Genomic DNA, 18,827 nt, shown 5'->3' on the forward strand with positions numbered 1-18,827 from the left:
CACGCCGGATCGGAGCAAGCGGGCTCGGATCTTCATTTTTCTGGAGCTCCGCGGCGATTGGTAGAGCATTCCGCTTGTTTTCTTGCCTGATCCGCTGATCTCACGACGTTCGGTGACGGCCCGCAATACCGCACGTGTTCGGCGCATCACGCCTGGCCAGTTCGACTTTCCCCAAGCATTCCGGCGCCCTTTGCTCCCCCTCTCAGCATCTCGATGTCTCGCTTGGGCGGCGCACCGAACAATCGGCTGTACTCCCGGCTGAACTGGGACGGGCTCTCGTATCCCACCTTGAAGGCGGCGCTCGATGCATCAAAATGTTCATTCAGCATCAATCGTTTTGCCTCGCTCAATCGCAGCCACTTCTGGTACTGCAACGGACTCATCGCGGTGAGCTCGCGAAAGTGGTGATGAAACGTAGGTGTGCTCATCTGCACGCGGTTCGCGAGTTCATCGATGCGGAGCAGCGCGGCGTAGTTCAGCTTCAGCCAGTCGATGGCTTTTGCAATCCGGTGACCCTGCCCATCCACGGAGGCGATCTGTCGCAGCTTCGCCGCTTGATCGCTCATCAGCAGCCGGTAGTGAATTTCTCGATAGATCAGCGGTGCGAGAACAGCGATGGCTTCGGGTTCATCCAGCAGTTCCAGCAACCGTACGATCGGCGCCAAGAGGCCGGGCGTTGCTGCACCGATTCCCACACCCACTCCGACCGAGCGATCGCGATGCGGCGGCAGGCTGCCCTGCGCGATGAGTTCGGCGAGTGTGCGCACATCAAGCTTCAAAACCAGACCCACACAGGGCTGCTGTGGGCTTGCCACTCTCACCTCTGAATTGGCGGGTATGTCCAATGAGGTGATGAGGAATCGCGAGGTGTCATAGGGATAGGCCTTGCCGCCTACCCACATCTGCTTCGCACCTTGGGCGACGAGGACGACGCTGGGCTCCACCATGCAGACTGCAGGCAGAGCGGGAAAATCACGCCGAAAGAAGCTGAGGCCGGCGATAGGTGTTTCGTAGTCGCCCGCTTGCGCGACGCGTGCGCCGATGACGTGCACCATCGTCTCTTGTGGCGATCTGTGCCGTGCCGTGTCGTACTGTCTGGGTGCCATGTGGAGTGGAGCCTGCGCGAAGAACTCTACTCGCCAAGCAAAGCGCTATCTACAAATGAGGCTCGCCCTCATAGAAACAGGCAAGAAATCCAGCGATTTGCGCAGAATCCGCGCACTCGTCACTGCCACGGCGGCATGGCTTTGACGAAATCCACGAGGGCTCGCAGGGTGGTCGGAAGATGCCGGCGGCCGGTGTAATAGAGGAACGGCCCGGAGAAACGCGGCCACCACGGCTCAAGCACGGGCTCAAGTTCACCGCGTGCGATGTAGGGCCGCAGCCAGTCCTCGAACAGATAGATGATGCCGCTGCCAGCCACGGCCGCATCGACCGCGAGGTCGGTGGCCGCGCCGATGCGCACCAGCAGCGGACCGGTGGGCTCGATCTTGACGCGCTCGCCCTTGCGTTCGAACTCCCAGGCGGGTGTCGATCCGCTTGCAAACTGGCCGCGCAAGCATGCGTGTTCCAGCAGTTCGCGCGGGTGCTTCGGTCGGCCATGCTTCTTCAAATAGGCCGGCGAGGCGGCCACGGCGAAACGCTGCTCGCGCGGACCGATCGGGATGGCGATCATGTCCTGCTCGAGGCGCTCTTCGTAGCGGATGCCGGCGTCGCAGCCCGCGGCAAGCACGTCGACGAAGCTGTCTTCTGCGATCACTTCGAGCCGGATGTCCGGGTAGGCCGCGAGAAAGGCCGGAACGATACGCGGCAGCACAAGACGCGCAGCGCTGATGGGCACGTTCAGCCGCAGCGTGCCGGCAGGCTTGTCGCGAAAACCATTGATCAGATCGAGTGCGGCATCGACTTCCTTGAGAGCGGGCTCGAGCCGATCCAGCAGTCGCGCGCCAGCTTCGGTGGGCGCCACACTGCGCGTGGTGCGATGCAGCAGGCGCACGCCGAGCTGGTTCTCGAGGCGGCGCACCGCTTCGCTCAGGCTGGAAGCGCTGCTGCCCGTGACGCGGGCGGCCTCCCGAAAACCGGAGGCGCGGGCCACGGCCAGGAAAGCATTGATGTCTGCGAGGTTCGTGGTCATGGTTCGCGGGCCGGCTGTTTATTGTTCTGTTTTTCGTACAGCCCGTGCCGATTGAAGTGGATTGTTGCACGCCGCCTTGCTGCATACAGTCGCTTCATCAGTCACCCAAAGACCATTCCATGACCTCTCAAGACATCGCCGCAGCAGGCACATTTCGACTCGGCGACCGTACCGTGAACCGGCTCGGCTACGGCGCCATGCAACTGGCCGGCAAGGGTGTCTTCGGCCCGCCGAAGGACACGGACGCAGCGCTGGCGGTCTTGCGGGCGGCTGTCGACGCTGGCGTCAACCATATCGACACCAGCGACTTCTACGGCCCGCACATCACCAACCAACTGATCCGCCAGGCGCTGCACCCCTACGTGAAAGACCTGACCCTCGTCACCAAGATCGGCGCCCTGCGCGGCGCGGATGCTTCGTGGAACCCGGCGCTCTCGGCCGACGACCTGGCCCACGCTGTGCACGACAACCTGCGCAACCTTGGCCTTGACGTGCTGGAGGTGGTCAACCTGCGCGTCATGTTCGACGTGCACGGGCCGGCCGAGGGCTCGATCGAGGCACCGCTGACCGCGCTGGTCGAACTGCAGCGCCAAGGGCTGGTGCGCCACATCGGCCTTAGCAACGTCACGCGCACCCAGATCACCGAGGGACGCGGGATCGCCAGCATCGTCTGCGTGCAGAACCAGTACAACCTCGCACACCGCGGCGACGATGAGCTGATCGATGAACTGGCCGCTGCGGGCATCGCCTATGTGCCCTTCTTTCCGCTTGGTGGCTTCACGCCTTTGCAGTCGACCGCGTTGTCGAACGTGGCGAGCCAGCTTGGTGCCACGCAGATGCAGGTGGCGCTGGCGTGGCTGCTGCAACGCTCGCCCAACATCCTGTTGATTCCGGGCACCTCGTCGGTGGCACACCTGCGCGAAAACATCGCAGCGGCTTCGCTGAGACTGCCGGGCCATGCGCTGGCGGCGCTGGAGGAAATCCGCGCTGCAGCCTGAAGCAGCATCAGGATGGAAGGACGGGCCCTTGAGTGGCCTCGCCCAGCTCTTCAGTCGGCGTACTCGCCGGCGTCCTTGATCACTTTTGACCAGCGCGTCTTCTCCGCTTCGATGAATTTGCGGTGACCGGCGGGTTCAAGCCGCTCGTCATTGACAACCGTCAAGCCCAGCGCTTCTTCACGCTTGATCAGTTCCGGGTCTTTCAGCGCGACACGCAAGGCAGAGTTGAGCTTGGCCAGCACCGCGGGGGGCGTGCCCTTGGGGGCATACAGACCGTGCCAGACCTGAACGTCGAAATCCTTGAGCCCGGACTCCGACAGCGTGGCCGTGTCTTTAAGCGATGGCAGCGGAAGGCGCTTCAGGCTTGTCACGCCGTAGACCTTGACCTTCTTTCCCTCGATCTGCGGCACCGCATTGGTTGCCTGTTCGCACATCAGGTCGACCTGCCCGCCGATCAAGTCTGTCATTGCCGGTGCGGTGCCCTTGTACGGCACCGGGGTCATGTTGGTCTTGAGCGCGCTTTGGAACATCAGGCCGCACAGGTGGGACGCCGAGCCGAGCCCGGCGTGGGCCAGATTGGCCTTGCCGCCGTTGGAGGCAATCCACTGGCGCAGTTCGCCGAAATTCCTTGCCTCCAGGCTGGGTTTGCCGATCAGCACCGACGGTGCCTCATTGATCAACCCCAGCGTCTCGAAGTCATCCGGGACTTTGTAGCTGAGCTTGCGGTACAGCGCGGGCGCGGTCGCCATGCCGATGTGGTGGACCAGCAGCGTGTAGCCGTCCGGTGCGGCGCGCGCCACCTTGGCCGACCCGATGGTGCCGCCCGCGCCGGCCGCGTTGTCGACGATTACCGTCTGGCCGAGTGGCTTGCGCAGCGCCTCCGCCAAGTCGCGGGCAATCTTGTCGCTCGGTCCACCGGCCGCGAACGGCACGACCAGCGTGACCGGCTTTTCAGGGAACTCGGCGCAAGCCATCGAGGCTGCGGCGAACAGGGTCAGGCCGGCGCCGCAGCGCCATGCATTTTTCATGGTTGTGTCTCCTTGGGTTTGCTTTGGCGCTTGCTTCAGGCGGAGAGCGCCTGCATCTCGCGATACAGGTCCGCCTTGCCTTCGAAGCCGATGCCCGGCAGGTCGGGCAGCGTGACGAAGCTGTTCTCGACCTTCACGCCATCGGGGAAGCCGCCGAAGGGCTGGAACAGGTCGGGGTACGACTCGTTGCCGCCCAGGCCCAGGCCCGCGGCGATGTTGAGCGACATCTGATGGCCGCCGTGCGGGATGCAGCGGCTGGCCGACCAACCGTGTTCCTTCAGCATGTCGAGCGTGCGCAAGTACTCGACCAGGCCATAGCTCAGGGCGCAATCGAACTGCAACCAGTCGCGATCGGGGCGCATGCCGCCGTAGCGGATGAGGTTGCGCGCGTCCTGCATCGAGAACAGGTCTTCGCCCGTGGCCATCGGGTTCGTGTAGAAGTTGCGCAGCGCCGCTTGCAGCTCGTAGTCGAGCGGGTCGCCCGGCTCCTCGTACCAGAAGAGGTCGTATTGCGAAAGCGCCTTCGCGTAGGCGATAGCGGTTTCAAGGTCGAAGCGCCCGTTGGCATCGACACACAGCTTTTGGCCGTCTTGCAGCACTTCCATGATCGAGTCGATGCGACGCAGGTCTTCGTCGAGCGAGGCGCCGCCGATCTTCTTCTTGACCACGGTGTAGCCGCGGTCGATGTAGCTGCGCATTTCATCTTGCAGCTTCTTGTGGTCCTGGCCGGGGTAGTAGTAGCCGCCGGCGGCGTAGACGAAGATCTTGCGGTTCGGTTTGCCGTCGCCATAGCGGTCTGCCAGCAACTGGAACAGGGGCTTGCCTTCGATCTTGGCAACGGCGTCCCAGACGGCCATGTCGATCGTTCCGATCGCCACCGAACGCTCGCCATGGCCGCCCGGCTTCTCGTTGGTGAACATCGTGTTCCAGATCTTGTGCGGATCGAGGTTCGTGCCAGCGTCGTCGACGAGCGAGCTCGGGTCGGCTTCCATGATGCGAGGGATAAAGCGCTCGCGCATCAGCTTGCCCTGGCCATAACGGCCGTTCGAATTGAAGCCGTAGCCAACCACCGGCTTGCCATCGCGGATCACATCGGTGACAACGGCGACGAGGCTCAGCGTCATCTTGCTGAAGTCGATGTAGGCGTTGCGGATGGGCGAGCTGATGGGAAGTGTCCTTTCCCGGATTTCTACGATCTTCATGTATGGTTCCTGTTGAGGTAAGTTCGGAAGCGAGATGCTCGCGCGTTGACGCCTTGCTGACCAATGCTGTTTTTCTCGCCTTCCATGCTTTGAAAGAACCGGCCATGAACCTTCTGTGGCTCGACGACTTCCTGGTGCTTGCCGAGACTGGCAATTTCTCCCGGGCTGCCGATGAAAGGCATCTCACCCAGCCCGCGTTCAGCCGGCGCATTCGATCGCTGGAGGAGTGGTTGGGTGCCGATCTGTTCGACCGCAGCGTCCAGCCGGCCAAACTGACCGAGGTCGGCGAGTGGTTTCGTGGCGCATCACGGGATCTTCTGGTTCACGTTGCCAGGCTGCCCGGCGAGGCCCGAACGGTTGCCGAAGCCAACTCGAGCACGCTGCGCCTCGCATCCACCCATGCGCTGTCGTTCACCTTCCTGCCTGGGTGGTTGCGCGGGATGGAAGCAAGGTCGCCGGTGGGCCGCATCCAACTTGACTCAGATGTCCTGCAGCGCTGCGAATCGCTGTTGCAGCAAAGCAAGGTGCATCTGCTCCTGTGCCACTCTCACCCTAAAGCACGGGGAGCGCTCGAAGCCTCGGGCTACGCGTCGATGCAGGTGGGCACCGATGAGTTGATCCCGGTTTCGGCTGCCGATGCGACCGGCAAAGCTCGGCACTGGCTACCGGAGTTGCGGGCGAACCAAGTGCCGCTTCTTAGCTACAGCGAAGAGTCTGGCCTGGGCCGCATCGTCCGGGCCGTGTGGGGTGCAGAACTCGAACCCTTGCCAGTTCATGTCGTGTTTTCGGCGCACCTCGCTTCGGTACTTCGAACGATGGCGCTCGAAGGTCGAGGCCTTGCTTGGTTGCCGCGGACGCTGATCGCAGAAGACCTTGCATCCCGCACCCTGGTCGAAGCAGCACTTCCAAGGTGGCGCATCCCTCTGGAGATTCGCCTGTACCGGGACCACATCGCGCTGGGGCGCGCCGCGGAGACGTTCTGGCGCGAGACCTGCGAAGCGGGTGTTCGATAGACCCGGCATTCGCCGTGTTTCAACTTACAGTGCGGTGATGAGTCTTGCCGGCACCAAGGGCACTGTTTCCATCGAACTGGTCCATGAGGCACTCCACGCCGCTTCTCTCAGGAACATGGACCTCAGCCGCGTGTTCGAGGCGGCGACCCTGGATCGGGAGTTGCTTCAGTCACCTCGCGCCCGAATACCCGCGGTCGCGTACTCGCGCATGTGGGTTGCGCTCGCCGACCTCATGGACGATGAGTTTTTCGGCCTCGACAGCCACGGTCTGCGGCGCGGCAGCTTCGCGCTCATGACACGCGCTGCTGTCAACACACACAACCTCGAGCACGCATTGCGTCGAATGCTGCGTTTCCTGCATGCCACGCTGGACGATTTTCGGGGCGAGCTGATCCGCACGGACGCTGATGCACGCATCGTGTTGCATGACGCAGGCGTGATGCGCAGACTGTTCGGCTACGGCACGTGGTTCATCCTGGTCCACGGCCTGGCGTGCTGGCTGGTTCATCGCCGCATTCCGCTTCGGGAAATGCAGTTCCGGTGTCCGCCGCCTGTCGATGACAGCCACTACCGCACCCGCTTCTGTCAGAACGTGGTCTTCGGTGGTGACTCGACGCACATCGTCTTCGACAGTGCCCTGCTGGACCTCGACATTGCCGAAACCGTCGATACGGTCGATGCCTTTCTGGCGGAGGCCCCGGGCAACCTGCTTGTGCAGTACCGCAACGAAGCGAGCACCAGCGCCATCGTCCGACGTCAGCTGCGCAGTCAATCGCCGAACCAATGGCCCGAAGTCGACAAGTTAGCCCAGGATTTGCACGTGTCCGGCACAACGCTGCAGCGGCGGTTGCAGCAGGAGGGCTTGAGCTACCAGCGGCTGAAGGACGATTTGCGTCGCGACATTGCGATCGACCTGCTCTCTGCGTCATCGATGACCGTGTCGGAAGTCGCAGCGCGGACCGGTTTTCAGGAGACCAGCGCGTTCCACCGAGCGTTCAAGAAATGGACCGGCGTCAGCCCGGGCGCCTATCGGACAGCCGGCGAGTCAAAGCGATAGCAGTGGATCGCCAAGGTGGCAGCGCACCCCATGCCGGTTGGAGTGCCCGGGCATCGACGCGACGGGTTGGCCTTCTTACAGTGCGTGGCGAGACCTTCGCGGTCCGTTCACTCTTGGAAGGGCATCACCGATGGAACGAATGACAGCGTCGTTGCTGGACCGACAGACGCTTCGGGAGGCCGTGGACTGGGCCATCGTGACGCGGCGCAGCGTGCGCGCATTTCTACCGACCCCGGTGCCGACGCGCGAGATCGAGGCCATCCTCGAAACCGCCAGCCACAGTGCATCGGGCATGAACATGCAACCTTGGCGCGTGCACGTTGTGACCGGCGCTGCCAAGAACGAGCTTTGTGCCGCCATTGCAGCAGTTGACGACGACCCAGCCCGCGCAGCTGAACTGACCGAACCCTACGACTACTATCCGCGCCACTGGGTGACGCCGTACCTGGAGCGACGCCGCAAAGTGGGATGGGACCTGTACGGGCTGCTCGGGATCGAAAAGGGCGACAAGGCCCGCATGCACCTTCAGCACGGGCGCAACTACCGCTTTTTCGATGCGCCGGTCGGCCTGTTCTTCACCGTCGATCGCCAGTTGCAGGAAGGTAGCTTGATCGACTACGGCATGTTCCTGCAGAGCGTGATGGTGGCGGCGCGAGCTCGCCATCTGCACACCTGCCCGCAGGCGGCGTTCCTCAAGTTTCACCGCGAGATCGCTCGCCATCTGCAGATCCCGGACGGGCAGATGCTCGTCTGCGGCATGAGCCTCGGCCATGCCAACGAATCGTCCATCGAGAACACCTTGGCCACCGAGCGGGAGCCGGTGTCTTCGTTCACCACTTTCCACGAGCACCCGAAGGAGGCCACGACATGAGCGCTGCATCCTATGCAATGGGCCTGGACCGCTGCGCGGCCAACCACGTTCCGCTCACGCCGCTGGGGTTCCTGGACCGGGCTGCCCTTGTCCATCCCCGGCGCATCGCGGTCGTCCATGGTGAGCTGACACGCACGTGGGCGCAGACGCGCGAGCGCTGCTATCGGCTCGCGTCCGCGCTGGTGGCCAGAGGCATTCAAGCTGGCGACACGGTGTCTGTTCTGGCACCGAACACGCCGGCCATGCTGGAGGCCCACTTCGGCGTTCCCCTGTCGGGTGCAGTGCTCAATGCCATCAACCATCGACTCGATGCCGAGGGCGTGGCGTTCATCCTCCGGCATGGCGAGTGCAAGCTGCTCATGGTCGACCGGGAATACGCCGGCGTCGCCGCAGCGGCGCTGGCCTTGCTGGACCACCGTCCCATCGTCATCGACATCAACGACCATTTGGCGCCGGCGGGTGCGCCCATCGGCGAGGTGGACTACGAGTCGCTCCTGGCCGGCGGCGATCCGCGGTTTGCCGGCATCTGGCCGAGCGACGAGTGGCAGCCCATTGCACTGAACTACACCTCCGGCACCACCGGCGATCCCAAGGGCGTCGTGGCGAGCCATCGGGGCACCTATCTGATGAGCCAGCTGCAGATCACCAACTGGTCGGTGCCGAAGGCACCGCGCTACCTGTGGACGCTGCCGATGTTCCATGCCAACGGCTGGTGCTTCACATGGGGCATCACCGCCGCGGCAGGAACGCACGTCTGCCTGCGCAAGGTTTCTGCCGAGGCGGTCATGGCAGCGATCGACTCGCAAGGCATCGACCATCTCTGTGCAGCGCCTATCGTCATGGCAATGCTGTCGGACTCGGCCCAGGGCAAGACCTTGCCCCGCCCGGTGCGGGTGCTCACGGCCGGCTCGCCACCCCCGCTGGCTGTGCTGGAGGCGGTTCGTGCGATGGGCTTCGACGTGGAGCACGTCTTCGGCATCACCGAAGTGTGCGGAACGCCCGTGAGCTGCGAATGGCAGGACGACTGGGACCGGCTTCCCACAGCAGAGCAGGGAAAACTTCGAGTCCGGCAGGGCGCGCGTGCGGCCATGTTCGAGGGCCTCATGGTGGGCGACGCCGATACGCTGGAGCCTGTGCCCCAGGACGGCCGGACCGCAGGCGAACTCATGCTGCGCGGCAACACGGTGATGATGGGCTATTTCAAGAACGAGGCGGCGACGCGCAGGGCGCTGGCCGGCGGCTGGTTCCGTACCGGCGATGTCGCAGTCCAGCATGACAGCGGCTATGTGCAGATCACCGATCGCTCCAAGGATGTGATCATCTCCGGCGGGGAAAACATCTCTTCGGTCGAGGTGGAAGATGTCATCCACGGTCATCCGGCGGTGCTGCACGCGGCCGTAGTGGCCCAGCCCGACGAGAAGTGGGGCGAAGTCCCCTGCGCGTTCGTCGAGCTGAGGGCTGGCGTGGCGCCGCCGTCGGAGCAGGACATTGTTGCCTTTTGCCGGGCGCGACTTGCGCATTTCAAATGCCCACGACGCGTCTTCTTTCACACGCTACCCAAGACGGCCACCGGAAAGATTCAGAAATTCAAGCTCCGTGAAGAGGCAGGAAGCGCGGCCGCCATCACACGTCTGGCCGACCATGCTTGAGGTGTGCCGTACCGATCGTCCCGACGTGGGAACCGGCTACCGGTTCTCGCGAGCTCACACTTTCGACGAGGAGCAGGTTCGATCCTTCTCGCTCGCTGCTGGCGACGAGAATCCGCTGCACGTCGACGCCGACTACGCAACGGGCACCCGCTTCGGTGGACTGATCGCCAGCGCCACGCATACCACGTCTCTTCTGATGGGGCTGACTGCAACGCACTTCTCTTCCAGGGGAAGCGTGCTCGGCATGAACTTCTCCTTCGAACTTCTCCACGCGGTGAAGGCGACCGAGAGCGTGCTTCTGGAATGGGTCGTGACGTCGGTCGCCACGCGGGCGAAGGGTGGGCTCGTCCTGGGTCTTGGTGGCACCGTCACATCGCTTGACGGCCGGACGCTGGTGCTCGCCCAGGGCCAGGTTTCCTTTGTGCCCAAAGCAAATTGATGCCCGGCGCATCGCAGCTCGCTCAAACAAAAAAAGGCTGCCAAACCGGCAGCCTTCTATAGGTGGAGTGCTCCTTCGCACAAACACCGCGGAACCGGCTTCGCCGGGCCGCTGGTGTTGCCCCCGGTAGGGGGAAGGCGCGCGCGACACGACGTGCGCGCAGCCTGGGGGCGAGCCTATTTCTTTTCGCCGGGGACCTTGCCGTCAACACCCTTGACGTAGAAGTTCACGCCCGACAGGAACTTGTCGTCGGCCACCGCGCCGGCAGCCACGAGCTCCTTGCCGTCCTGGCCGACGATCGGGCCCTTCCAGATCGAATAGGTGCCGTCCTTCAGGCCCTTCTTGACCTCTTGAACCTTGGTCTTGATGTCGGCCGGAATGTCGTCGGCGAGCGAGACGATGTCGATCGCGCCTTCCTTCACGCCCCACCAGCTGGCACCGGTCGCCCACTTGCCGTCGAGCGCGTCCTGCGTGGCCTTGATGTAGTACGGGCTCCAGTTGATCACGGCCGAGGCCAGGTGGGCCTTCGGGCCGTAGGCGGTCATGTCCGAATCCCAGCCGAAGGCGCGCTTGCCCTTTTCCTGCGCGGTCTTGAGCACGGCTGGCGAGTCGGTGTTCTGGAACAGCACGTCCGCACCGCCGTTGATGAGCGCGGTGGCCGCTTCGGTTTCCTTCGGCGGGCTGAACCATTCGTTGACCCACACGACCTTGGTGGTGATCTTCGGGTTGACCGACTGTGCGCCCATGGTGAAGCTGTTGATGTTGCGCAGCACTTCGGGAATCGGCACCGAGCCGACCACGCCGAGCGTGTTGCTCTTGGTCATCGCGCCCGCAATGATGCCGGCCATGTACGCGCCTTCGTAGGTGCGGCTGTCGTAGGTGCGCATGTTCTCGGCGGTCTTGTAGCCGGTGGCATGCTCGAACTTGACTTCCTTGCTGTCGGCCGCGACCTTGAGCATGGGCTCCATGTAGCCGAAGGTGGTACCGAAGATCAGCTTGTTGCCCTGGCCCACGAGATCGCGGAACACGCGTTCGGCGTCGGCCGATTCGGGCACGCTCTCGACGAAGGTGGTCTTGATCTTGTCGCCGAATTCCTTCTCGAGCGCCTTGCGGCCGTTGTCGTGCGCGAAGGTCCAGCCGCCGTCGCCGACCGGGCCGACATAGGCAAAGGCGATGTTCAGCGGCGCAGCCGGAGCCGGTGCGGCGGCGGTGGGTGCCGGTGCGGCCGGGGCGGCAGCGGGGGGTGCGGCCTCTTCCTTCTTGCCGCAACCCACGAGGGCGGCCGAAGCGACGGCCGTCAGGGCCGCCAGCTTGAGCAGGGAACGCTTGTTCATCAGATCATTCATTGTCGGAAATCCTCAAAAGGCAAGTTGCGAAACAAGAAAACACAAACGGATTATGAGCCGGGGTAGAACGGTTTCCCGATCGACGCCGGCATGTTGATGCGAATGAAGGCCGGGTTGCGCGAAATCAGCGCCAGCACCACGATGGTGGCGAGGTACGGCATCATGTTCAGGAACTGGCTCGGAATGTCGACGCCGACGCTCTGCAGGTGAAAGCCGAGCATCGTGACGCCGCCGAACAGGTAGGCGCCGAGCAGCACGCGCGCCGGCCGCCAGGTGGCAAAGGTGGTGAGCGCCAGCGCGATCCAGCCCTTGCCGGCCACCATGTTCTCGACCCACAGGCCGGTGTAGACCACCGACAGGTAGGCACCCGCCAGCCCGCAGAGCGCACCGCCCGCGAGCACTGCCAGGAAACGGATGCGCCGCACCGGATAGCCGAGCGCATGCGAGGACTCCGGCGACTCGCCGACCGAGCGCAGCACCAGACCCGAGCGCGTGCGGTACAGGAACCAGATCAGCGCAAAGGTGAGCAGCACCGCGAAGTAGACGATCGGGTGGTGCCGGAACAGCGCCGGCCCGACCAGCGGCAGATCGCCCAGGAACGGCAGCTTGTACTGCACGCTCTCGGGCAGCTTGGCCTGCACATAGTTGATCCCGGCAAAGGCCGAAAAGCCCACGCCGAACAGGCTCAGCGCGAGCCCGGTCGCGTACTGGTTGGTGTTGAGCCAGATCACCAGCACGCCGAACACGGCCGCAAGGAATGCCCCTGTCACCATGCCGGCGGCAAAGCCGAGCCAGCTGCTGCCGGTTTGCACCGTGACAGCAAAGCCGGCGATCGCGGCGCACAGCATGAGCCCCTCGGCGCCGAGGTTGACGATGCCGGCCTTCTCGTTGATCAGGAGGCCGAGCGAAGCGATCGCCAGCACCGTGCCGGCGCTGAGCATCGAGCCCAGCAGGAGTGCATACCCGTCCATCAGAGAGCTCCTTCGGTGGCGTGCGCGACAGGCTGCGCGGTGAGGGGTGTGCTGACCTGCAGGGAGGCCGTGCCCGGCGATAGCGACGATACGGGCGCCGGCTTCGGCGCGGCCTTGCGCCGCACGCGATAGGCGATCAGCGTGTCGCAGGCCAGCAGCGTGAACAGCAGCAGCCCCTGGAATACGCCGGTCAGCGACTTGGGCAGCCCGAGGCGCGACTGGGCCAGTTCGCCGCCGATGTAGAACATGCTCATGAGGATGGCCGAGAACACCATGCCGACCGGATGCAGCCGCCCGACGAAAGCCACGATGATGGCGGCGAAGCCGTAGCCGGCCGGCACGTAGGGCGTGAGCTGACCGATCGGGCCTGCGACTTCGAGCGCGCCGGCAAGGCCGGCCGCGCCGCCCGAGGTCAGCAGCGCGATCCACACCGCGCGCCGGGCCGAGAAACCCGCGTAGCGCGCCGCTGCCGGCGCAAGGCCGCCGACCTGCTGCGCAAAACCGGCCCGCGTGCGGAACAGGAAGATCCAGAGCGCCGCCACGCCGCCGAGCGCGATCAAGAGCCCGATGCTCACGCGGGAGCCCTTCATGAGCCGCGGGATCTGCGTCACCGCGTCGAAGGTCTTGCTTTGCGGAAAGTTGAAGCCCATCGGATCCTTCAGCGGGCCCGCGACCACGTAGCCGAGCACCAGTGTCGCCACGTACACCAGCATGAGGCTGACCAGGATCTCGTTGGCGTTGAAGCGGTCGCGCAGCAGCGCGACGATCGCGGCCCAGGCCATGCCGCCCAGCACGCCGGCCGCGATGATGGCCGCCACGATCCAGGGGCCGGTGCTCTTGTCGGCCAGCAGAGCGACATAGCCGGCCGCGATCGCACCGATCACGAACTGCCCCTCGGCGCCGATGTTCCATACGTTGGAGCGGAAGCAGACGGCAAGGCCCAGGGCGATGATCAGCAGCGGCGTCGCCTTGACCATCAGTTCGCCCAGCGCATAGCCGCTCCGGATGGGCTCCCAGAAGAACACGAGCAGGCCCTTGACGGGGTCCTTGCCCAGCGCGGCGAACAGCGCCATGCCGATCACCACCGTGATCAGCAGCGCCAGGATCGGCGAGCCGTAGCTCCAGAACCGCGAGAGCTGCGGGCGGGCTTCGAGCTTAAGCATGGGCGGCCTCCCGTGCAGCGGTGGCGCCTTGCCACAAGCCGCTCATCCATTCGCCGATCTGCGGCACGGTGGCCGCGGCCCGATCGACCGAGGGCGATAGCTGCCCCTTGGCGATCACATACAGCCGGTCGCTGATCTCGAACAACTCGTCGAGCTCTTCGCTCACCACCAGCACCGCACAGCCGGCGTCGCGCAGCGCCAGGATCTCGCCGCGGATCAGCGCCGCTGCGCCGACGTCGACGCCCCAGGTCGGCTGCGCCACGATGAAGAGCTTGGGGTTGGCATCGATCTCGCGCCCGACGATGAATTTCTGCAGGTTGCCGCCCGAGAGCGAACGCGCCGCCGCACCCGGCCCGCCCGCCTTGACGTTGAAGCGCGCGATGATTTTTTCGGCATGCGTCTGCAGCGCGCCGATGCGGATCCAGCCGCTCTTGCCGATCGCGTTGTCGCGCGTCAGCAGCATGTTCTGTGCGAGGCTCAGCGTCGGCACCGCGCCGCGGCCGAGCCGCTCTTCGGGCACGAAGTGCACGCCGAGCTTGCGCCGCCCGCGCGGGCGCAGGCGCGCGGCGGGATGGCCGAACATCTCGATCATGGCTGGCTCTGCCCGCGTGTCTTCGCCCGACAGCGCATAGAGCAGCTCTTTCTGCCCGTTGCCGGAAACGCCTGCGATGCCGACCACCTCGCCGGCCCGCACATCGAGCGAGACGCCATCGAGGTCGACACCGAACTGGTCGTCTCGCGCCAGCGTCAGGCCCTTGACGCGCAGCGCGACCGCGCCGGTCTTGAGTTCGCGGTGCTGCAACGGCGGCGGCTCGGCGCCGATCATCAGGCGCGAGAGCGACTCGTTGCTTTCGTTCTGCGGATTGCACACGCCCGTGACCTTGCCGCCGCGCAACACGGTGCACGCGGTGCACAGCTCGCGGATCTCGTGCAGCTTGTGGCTGATGTAGAGGATGCTGCAGCCCTCCGACGACAACTGCTTGAGCACGACGAAGAGCTTGTGCACCGCCTGTGGCGTCAGCACCGAGGTCGGCTCGTCGAGGATCAGCAGCTTGGGGTTGGTCAGCAGCGCGCGGATGATCTCGACGCGCTGCATCTCCCCGACCGAAAGCGTGTGCACCGGGCGCGAGGGGTCGATGTCGAGCCCATACTCGCGGGCCTTGGCCGTGATGCGCTGCGTCACCTCCATCAGCGCCAGGCTCTTGTCGAGCCCGAGCCAGACGTTCTCGGCCACCGTGAGCGTGTCGAACAGGCTGAAGTGCTGGAACACCATGCTGATGCCGAGCGCCCTCGCCTCCTGCGGGTTGCGGATGTTCACCGGCTGGCCGTTGAAGCTCACCGTGCCCTCGTCGGGCTTCACCGAGCCGTAGATGATCTTCATCAAGGTCGATTTGCCGGCGCCGTTTTCGCCCAGCACCGCATGCGTTTCGCCGGGCTGCACGGTCAGCGATACATCGCTGTTGGCCACCACGGCCGGATAGCGCTTGGTGATGTTTGCAAGCTGGAGTCTGAAGGGTGTCATGCCCGATCCCGTTGTTTGTCTTCAATAACCGAAAGTTTCGCGGAGCCGGCACCGGCACCCTGCACCGGACGCAGAGACGCCGCCACCGACTTGATGCGGTCGCGCAGCCAGCGCGCCGCGCTCGACGAATGGGTCCGCTCGTGCCACAGCTGGTAGTACATCAGGCGCGGCAGTGCGACCGGGCACTCGACAATTTTCACTGGCAGCCGCGCGGTGAAACGCTCGCAGTACTGGCGCCCGGTGGTCAGCACCAGCAGGCTCGACGCCACCATGTCCGGGATCAGCCCGAAATGCGCGCAGCGGGCTGTGATGTTGCGCTGCAGGTTCAGCCCGTCGAGCATCTGGTCGATGATGCCGCGCGCGCCCGGATGCATCGGCGTCGGTGCGATGTGCTCGGCGGCGAGCCAGGTGCCGACGTCCCAGCCGCGCCGCGCGGCCGGATGGTCGAGACTGATCAGCGAGACGATCTCGTCGCCGAACAGGCGCGCCATGTGCAGGTCTTCCGGCGGCTTGAGCCAGTTGCCGATCACCAGATCGACATGGCCGAGCGACAGGTGGCCGTGATAGTCCGAATCGGGCGAGAGCGGATGGATCTCGATCTTGCACATCGGCGCCTGGCTCTTGATCTGCGCCACCAGCATCGGCAGGAAGATCGGATCCAGATAATCGCTCGCGGCGATGCGGAAGGTGCTTTCGGCCGTTTGCGGGTCGAAGCCCCGCGCATCGCTGAACAGCACCTCGGCCGCCCGCAGGATGCTGGCGCTCGGCTCGATCATGCGCAGCCCGGCATCGGTCGGCACCATGCCCGAGCCCGAGCGCACCAGCAGCGGGTCGCCCGAGAGCTCGCGCAGGCGCTTCAACGCGGCCGACACGGCGGGCTGGTACATGCCCAGGCGGATGGCCGCGCGCGACACGCTGCGGTCGGTCAGAACGGTGTGCAGAACCCGGATCAAGTGAAGATCGATCTTGTCGAAGAGCGCCTGGTCACGCATGGCTGATCAGGCTGGGAGCGCCTGCACCGCCGTGATGGCATTGAGGATCGCTTCGCTGGTCGCGGGCGCCCGCAGCGGGGGGTCGACCTTGTGGTCGCCTGCCGACGAAATGGCGTCGCGAATGGCATAGAACACCGAGAACGGCAGCAGCAGCGGCGGCTCGCCGACCGCCTTGCTGCGGTGGATCGAGTCTTCGAAGTTGTCGCCTTCGTACAGCTGGACGTTGAACACCGGCGGGCAGTCGTTGGCCGTCGGGATCTTGTAGGTGCTCGGTGCGTGCGTCGTGAGCTTGCCGCTCTGTGGATGCCACATCAGCTCTTCGGTGGTGAGCCAGCCCATGCCCTGGATGAAGGCGCCCTCGACCTGGCCGATGTCGACGGCCGGGTTGAGCGAGCGGCCAGCGTCGTGCAGGATGTCGGCGCGCAGCAGCTTCCATTCGCCGGTGAGCGTGTCCACCACCACCTCGCTCACGGCCGCACCGTAGGCGAAGTAGTAGAAGGGCCGGCCCTTCATGGTTTCCTTGTTCCAGCTCAGGCCCGGCGTTGCATAGAAGCCGTCGGACCAGAGCTGCACGCGGTCCATGTAGGCCTCGGCCACCAGCGTGCAGAAATCGAGCGTGCGGCCATTGACGACGACCTTGTCGTTGGCAAATTGCACCGCAGCCGCATCGCCGCCATGCCGCTCGGCCGCGCACGCGGCCAGCCGCTCGCGGATCTGCCGCGCCGCATCCTGCGCGGCCTTGCCGTTCAGGTCGGCACCCGTGGAGGCCGCCGTTGCCGAAGTGTTGGCGACCTTGGTGGTGTCGGTGGCGGTGACGCGCACGCTCTCGAAACTCACGCCGAGTTCGTGCGCCACCACCTGCGCCACCTTGGTGTTGACGCCCTGGCCCATCTCGGTGGCGCCGTGGTTCACCAGGATCGAGCCGTCGGTGTACACATGCACCAGCGCGCCGGCCTGGTTGAAGTGCTTGACGTTGAACGAAATGCCGAACTTCAGCGGCGCCAGTGCCAGGCCGCGCTTGAGCACCGGGCTCGCGGCGTTGAACGCGGCAGTGGCTGCGCGCCGCGCGCGGTAGTCGCTGCTGGTTTCGAGCTGCGTCACCAGCTCTTCGATGATGTTGTCGGTCACGACCTGGTCGTAGGGCGTGACATTGCGCTCGGTCTTGCCGTAGAAGTTGAGGCGCCGCACGTCCAGCGGGTCGCGTCCCAGTTCGCGCGCCACCGTATCGAGGATGTTCTCGATCGCGATGGCACCCTGCGGCCCGCCGAAGCCGCGAAACGCAGTGTTGCTCTGCGTGTTGGTCTTGCCCGAGTAGCCGTGCATCGACACGTCGGGCAGCCAGTAGGCATTGTCGAAATGGCACATCGCACGCGTCATCACGGGGCCCGACAGGTCGGCCGAATGCCCGGCGCGCGAGACCATCGAGATCTCGGCGCCGAGGATGCGGCCCTCGTCGTCGTAGCCGACTTCGTATTCGTACCAGAAGCAGTGGCGCCGGCCGGTGATCAGGAAGTCGTCGTCGCGGTCCAGCCGCAATTTCACTGGACGCTGCAGCGTGTGCGCCGCGATCGCCGCCACGCAGGCGAACAGGCCCGACTGCGATTCCTTGCCGCCGAAGCCACCGCCCATGCGGCGGCATTCGACATGCACCTCGTTGGCATGCAGGCGCAGCGCGTGCGCCACCAGGTGCTGCATCTCGCTCGGGTGCTGGGTCGAGCAGTGCACATGCATGGCGCCGCCCTCCTTGGGGATCGCGTAGCTGATCTGCCCTTCCAGGTAGAACTGCTCCTGGCCACCGACCTCGAAGGTCGACCGGAGGCGGTGCGGCGCTTTCGCGATGGCCGCCTTGGCCCCACCTTCGTGCGTGGCACGCTCGAGATGCATCGGCGGCAGTACGTACTGGCCTTTGGCATGGGCCTGCTGCGGCGTGAGCACCGGCGGCGCGGCCTCGATCGTCAACACGTCTTTCGCCCTGGCCGCGACGCGGCGCGCGATGTCGCGTGTTTCGGCGATCACCGCGAACACCGGCTGGCCCAGATAGCGGATGTCGCCGCTGCAGAGGATCGGGTCGTCGTGAACGATCGAGCCGCAGTCGTTGGTGCCGGGGATGTCGGCCGCCGACAGCACGGCAACCACGCCGGGCAGCGCGCGCAGCGCGTCGAGCGCCATGCCCGTGAGCCGGCCGTTGGCCACCGGCGACAGGCCGAGTGCGCAATGCAGCGTGCCCGTCAGTTCGGGGATGTCGTCGATGTAGGTCGCCTCGCCGGCCACATGCAGTTGCGCCGACTCGTGCGGCCGGCTGATGCCGACGCGTGCGCCGTCGTCGTGGGCCCTGGCTTCGGCCCCGACGTCGATGCGCGCGGCCGCATTCTTCAGGTAGTCGGCGAACGCCTCGGCGGGCTGCATCAGGCGGGCATCGATGGGTTTGTTCATCTCGATTTC

Annotated in this window: 16 protein-coding genes; 6 read left to right on the forward strand and 10 right to left on the reverse strand. The window is 65.1% G+C overall.

What is annotated here, in order from left to right; all coding sequences use genetic code 11:
• Positions 1-146: 146 nt before the first annotated feature.
• On the reverse strand, positions 147-1,106 hold the full coding sequence (locus tag QTI05_RS02110) for an AraC family transcriptional regulator (protein ID WP_286622731.1): 960 nt from the start codon (positions 1,104-1,106) through the stop codon (positions 147-149).
• 119 nt (positions 1,107-1,225) lie between these two features.
• Positions 1,226-2,134 (reverse strand): LysR family transcriptional regulator, encoded by a 909-nt coding sequence (locus tag QTI05_RS02115; RefSeq protein WP_286622732.1) that lies wholly within the window; start codon positions 2,132-2,134, stop codon positions 1,226-1,228.
• A 119-nt stretch (positions 2,135-2,253) separates the two neighbouring features.
• On the opposite strand from QTI05_RS02115, the gene QTI05_RS02120 reads away from it, so the two are divergent.
• Positions 2,254-3,132, forward strand: coding sequence for an aldo/keto reductase family oxidoreductase (locus tag QTI05_RS02120; protein ID WP_286622733.1), 879 nt, complete (start codon positions 2,254-2,256; stop codon positions 3,130-3,132).
• Positions 3,133-3,182: 50 nt separating this feature from the next.
• On the opposite strand, the gene QTI05_RS02125 is transcribed toward QTI05_RS02120, so the two are convergent.
• Complete coding sequence (locus QTI05_RS02125) at positions 3,183-4,160, reverse strand: tripartite tricarboxylate transporter substrate-binding protein (protein WP_286622734.1); 978 nt, start codon at positions 4,158-4,160, stop codon at positions 3,183-3,185.
• Between the two features lie 35 nt (positions 4,161-4,195).
• Complete coding sequence (locus QTI05_RS02130) at positions 4,196-5,362, reverse strand: mandelate racemase/muconate lactonizing enzyme family protein (RefSeq protein ID WP_286622735.1); 1,167 nt, start codon at positions 5,360-5,362, stop codon at positions 4,196-4,198.
• 53 nt (positions 5,363-5,415) lie between these two features.
• Here QTI05_RS02130 and QTI05_RS02135 point away from each other — a divergent pair, with 53 nt between their 5' ends.
• The 5 genes from QTI05_RS02135 to QTI05_RS02155 all read left to right on the forward strand — a co-directional run bounded on the left by QTI05_RS02135 (position 5,416) and on the right by QTI05_RS02155 (position 10,391).
• Positions 5,416-6,375: a LysR substrate-binding domain-containing protein gene (locus tag QTI05_RS02135; protein ID WP_286657779.1), complete on the forward strand. Its 960-nt coding sequence runs from the start codon at positions 5,416-5,418 to the stop codon at positions 6,373-6,375.
• 37 nt (positions 6,376-6,412) lie between these two features.
• The gene (locus QTI05_RS02140) at positions 6,413-7,432 is read left to right on the forward strand and encodes an AraC family transcriptional regulator (protein WP_286622736.1); all 1,020 of its coding nucleotides are present in this window, start codon (positions 6,413-6,415) and stop codon (positions 7,430-7,432) included.
• Positions 7,433-7,562: 130 nt separating this feature from the next.
• Entirely contained in the window at positions 7,563-8,303 is a 741-nt protein-coding gene (locus QTI05_RS02145) for a nitroreductase (RefSeq protein ID WP_286542267.1), read from the forward strand.
• Positions 8,300-9,952, forward strand: a complete 1,653-nt coding sequence (locus QTI05_RS02150; RefSeq protein ID WP_286542266.1) for an AMP-binding protein — start codon at positions 8,300-8,302, stop codon at positions 9,950-9,952. The genes QTI05_RS02145 and QTI05_RS02150 overlap by 4 nt, the downstream gene beginning before the upstream one ends.
• Positions 9,945-10,391 carry a MaoC family dehydratase gene (locus QTI05_RS02155; RefSeq protein WP_286542265.1) on the forward strand — a complete coding sequence of 149 codons (447 nt, stop codon included), beginning with the start codon at positions 9,945-9,947 and terminating at the stop codon, positions 10,389-10,391. The genes QTI05_RS02150 and QTI05_RS02155 overlap by 8 nt, the downstream gene beginning before the upstream one ends.
• Positions 10,392-10,567: 176 nt before the next feature.
• Here QTI05_RS02155 and QTI05_RS02160 read toward each other — a convergent pair whose 3' ends face one another.
• The 6 genes from QTI05_RS02160 to xdhB are packed head-to-tail and all read right to left on the reverse strand — an operon-like array spanning position 10,568 to position 18,818.
• A complete protein-coding gene (locus QTI05_RS02160) occupies positions 10,568-11,737 on the reverse strand; it encodes a BMP family ABC transporter substrate-binding protein (protein WP_286542263.1) in 1,170 nt (389 codons plus the stop codon).
• A gap of 50 nt (positions 11,738-11,787) precedes the next feature.
• Entirely contained in the window at positions 11,788-12,708 is a 921-nt protein-coding gene (locus QTI05_RS02165; RefSeq protein ID WP_286622737.1) for an ABC transporter permease, read from the reverse strand.
• Complete coding sequence (locus QTI05_RS02170; protein ID WP_286622738.1) at positions 12,708-13,871, reverse strand: ABC transporter permease; 1,164 nt, start codon at positions 13,869-13,871, stop codon at positions 12,708-12,710. Before QTI05_RS02170 ends, QTI05_RS02165 begins: the two co-directional genes overlap by 1 nt.
• Positions 13,864-15,393, reverse strand: a complete 1,530-nt coding sequence (locus QTI05_RS02175) for an ABC transporter ATP-binding protein (RefSeq protein WP_286622739.1) — start codon at positions 15,391-15,393, stop codon at positions 13,864-13,866. The genes QTI05_RS02170 and QTI05_RS02175 overlap by 8 nt, the downstream gene beginning before the upstream one ends.
• Positions 15,390-16,385, reverse strand: a complete 996-nt coding sequence (locus QTI05_RS02180; protein ID WP_286542257.1) for a LysR family transcriptional regulator — start codon at positions 16,383-16,385, stop codon at positions 15,390-15,392. Before QTI05_RS02180 ends, QTI05_RS02175 begins: the two co-directional genes overlap by 4 nt.
• Positions 16,386-16,391: 6 nt before the next feature.
• Positions 16,392-18,818 carry a xanthine dehydrogenase molybdopterin binding subunit gene (gene xdhB, locus QTI05_RS02185; RefSeq protein WP_286622740.1) on the reverse strand — a complete coding sequence of 809 codons (2,427 nt, stop codon included), beginning with the start codon at positions 18,816-18,818 and terminating at the stop codon, positions 16,392-16,394.
• Positions 18,819-18,827: the final 9 nt, after the last annotated feature.

It is taken from the genome of Variovorax fucosicus, assembly GCF_030316825.1.
GTDB classification, from domain to species: Bacteria; Pseudomonadota; Gammaproteobacteria; order Burkholderiales; family Burkholderiaceae_C; genus Variovorax; species Variovorax fucosicus.